Here is a 2,862-nt window from a genome sequence, read left to right on the forward strand (position 1 = left end):
TTCTACGGATGAGCGGGAATAGATTGCACATCGCTTTAGCGTCTCCAACTCATCTCGCCCACCCGCGAACTCTTGTATTTGCTTATCAGACAGCGCGTTTAATATTACGGACCGCCACTCCGGTGCTTTATTACTGTTTTCAACTTCACTATTCCCACTCACCGCTATATCAGCAAACGTCTCTTCATTAAAGTCAGTGAGCGTCAACTCGTCAGGAGCAGGCAAAAGCCGCCTCACCACATTCTCATCATAAGACGTTGGCCGTGTTGTAATTACAATTTTGACATCCCGAAGCTTGTTATAAACAATTTTTTTCAATCGTTTCAGAGCCACCTCAAACGAACCTGCGCTCAGCTTTAATTCATCAAAGGAGTCAAGAAAAAATGTTGCTGTGCCTGATTGAGATGACAGCCACATATCAAGTCTGTTTACCTCATCAGGAGGATCGAGCAGATCGCGTAAATCACTTGTTGCCAGAGAAGACAGTTCCACAAAGAAGGCGGCTTCCCCAGCATCCCGCAAACGTTTTGCCTGCTCTTTGCACTCGTAAGTCTTACCAGATCCGGCCTCAGGTATGATTAATACGCGACGAGACTGAAGCAAATCGCTCCAAGTATCCCCCGCTGACCACTCAAAGCCGCTCCATGAGGACTCCTGCTCCAAGTCATTGATTTTCCCATCTGGAATATTTTTAAATGTTCTTTCAACCATCAAACATAGGCTCAGTGGTAATAATGCTAAGGAGAAACGAAGCTCTAGGCTTCAGTGTGAAGGTGGCAGAAACCCTCGAATACAGGAGGCCGTTGAGAAGCCCACAAGATTCAAAAACACCACAAACGCTAGGCAAGACAGGGGGAAACTCAGCGCATGCTTTGGCAGGGATAGCCAATAATAGTTTTGCAGGGGCACAAACTCCAGATACCGCTGTGGAGCCCCCATGGGCCGTGACAGGAATATCACTGATTAAAGCAACTCATCGAGGCAGGGAGCCTCTTATAAGACATTGCAGCAGCATAATGCCGAGGAGCGGTTGCCGATGGATTGAGCCGCCGAGGAAGTAGGCAATTAGCACTCGATTTCGGAGGTGTCTGAATAGTTACCTAACAGCAAGCCTTAACTAAATTTCACGCTCCGCATTAGAAGCTGCCAGCATCACCGCAATTTGCTCCCTTACAACGTCAGGGCGTAATGGTTCACCCGGCAAATATTGCTGATCCAACCAAGTAAGAATATCGCGCCGAATTACCCCTGTATGCTGTACGCAATAGCCTTCATCACGTACATACACTTGCCGCGCATAAATAGAAGGTGAGGTGTAAGGTTGGCAAAAGATGTAGCCATGCCCCTCCATAAAACCCGACAACATAAACCCGTACACCACCCTAACGACCACCGCCGCACCTGCAAAGAATAAACAAAACTTCATTGTTTTAGAAATTCGAGCAGAAGTCGCCTTATTAAAAAGGCGTAGCACAAGACCATAAATAATACCGAAAAAACAAGGCATCACTACGATAGTGGGCAAATCCCAACCCGAGACGGATACATAAGCATTCTCTCGCACCAGGCGGTCGAGGTTGTCGATTAAGCCATTTGCCTGCACCCAAAACATCAACAATGTTACTGAGAATAAGAGTGCAATCACGGAAAGAATTTTTAATCGGTAGATGGGGCTCTGCTCCATAGCTCCCGATGAAGCTTTACTCATCATCGATTATTGCCAAAATACGGGACGCCAAACAGCCGATGCATAAAACCAACAGGGTCCTCATCCGCATAATTTAAACCCCGTCGCACTTCATTTTTAATTTCATTCATTGACTCATTCATTCTTTGCTCAGCCTGTTTAAGCGCAGATGCTAACTTATCCGTTAGACCAAGATGATCGGCAACCATTCCTAACCCCGCGGTAGCAAACGCACCAACAATCACTACGACGGCGATTGGACCAACCGCAACCATGGCGGATGCTCCCACGAACAAAGAAACTGAAGCCCATGCAATACCGCCACCGACAGCGGCGGCCGCTAAATCTACGCCAACGCCAGCAACGAAGTTATGCCATGTCTCAGTATCATCCATTAGCTGTGCAAACGAATGGAATGCCACCGAAAAAACTACTGAGATCACCACGCCGCCTTTAATCGCTTTCGCGGCCCCCAGTTTACCAATTGCCATACTGACAACTTTAGGGTTACTGGCCAGATAGCGGGTACCTTGTAGTTGCTGACGCAACCCGGCATAACCCTCTAAAATTACGTAACTTTTTCCGCTGTAATTCTTAACTCGATACTTAGCCAATATGTTACCGCTCCGACTCATTTCCATCGCTAAATGCGTTAAAGCCTTTGAATCAGAAAACACAGGTAAATAGGCGCCATAATTTTTAATTTTGTTCTTCTGTAACTGCCATTGAGTTTTTGCCGCCGCACTAAAACCCACACCATTTAAAACAATCGCATCGAACCACGCGATAATTTGAGACTCACTTAAACCTCTTCGTTTTTGACATACAATGGCAAAATCTATAATTTCGGCGGGGCTTAAAACAACTAAAGAATGGCTATTTTTAGACAAAGCTGTAGAAAGCTCTTTTGAGGGTAAATTAGACATAAGTATCCTTCTAGTATTTGGTTTCACTTAACTGTGATGATCTATTAATGCCATAAATCGGCGACGAGTTTATATAGCAACATTAACATTCAATAACACCCATAGTGCATTCGAGGACACTCCAAACGCTAGAAACGACAGCGTGAAGGTAGCAGAAACCCCCAGCGCATGCTTTGACAGGGATAGCCGTATAAACCACCTTTTTGCCCTTCTAGTGAAGGATCGTACCCGAAATTCCCTCACTCGTTT

At 45.8% G+C, this 2,862-nt stretch carries 3 protein-coding genes; all 3 read right to left on the bottom strand.

All coding sequences use genetic code 11. The features are described from left to right. A partial coding sequence (locus tag IDZ20_RS04860; RefSeq protein ID WP_223144897.1) for a hypothetical protein occupies window positions 1-711 on the bottom strand: 711 nt, incomplete at its 3' end. Between the two features lie 406 nt (window positions 712-1,117). Further along, window positions 1,118-1,711, bottom strand: coding sequence for a hypothetical protein (locus tag IDZ20_RS04865; protein WP_188150309.1), 594 nt, complete (start codon window positions 1,709-1,711; stop codon window positions 1,118-1,120). Next, window positions 1,708-2,640, bottom strand: coding sequence for a hypothetical protein (locus IDZ20_RS04870; protein WP_188150310.1), 933 nt, complete (start codon window positions 2,638-2,640; stop codon window positions 1,708-1,710). The genes IDZ20_RS04865 and IDZ20_RS04870 overlap by 4 nt, the downstream gene beginning before the upstream one ends. Window positions 2,641-2,862: the final 222 nt, after the last annotated feature.

Origin of the sequence: Teredinibacter waterburyi, assembly GCF_001922985.1 — a bacterium.
Classification (GTDB): domain Bacteria; phylum Pseudomonadota; class Gammaproteobacteria; order Pseudomonadales; family Cellvibrionaceae; genus Teredinibacter; species Teredinibacter waterburyi.

Excerpts from the sequence above, each read along its gene's own strand:
- IDZ20_RS04865 (WP_188150309.1), bottom strand. The coding sequence starts at position 1,711 with ATGATGAGTAAAGCTTCATCGGGAGCTATGGAGCAGAGCCCCATCTAC.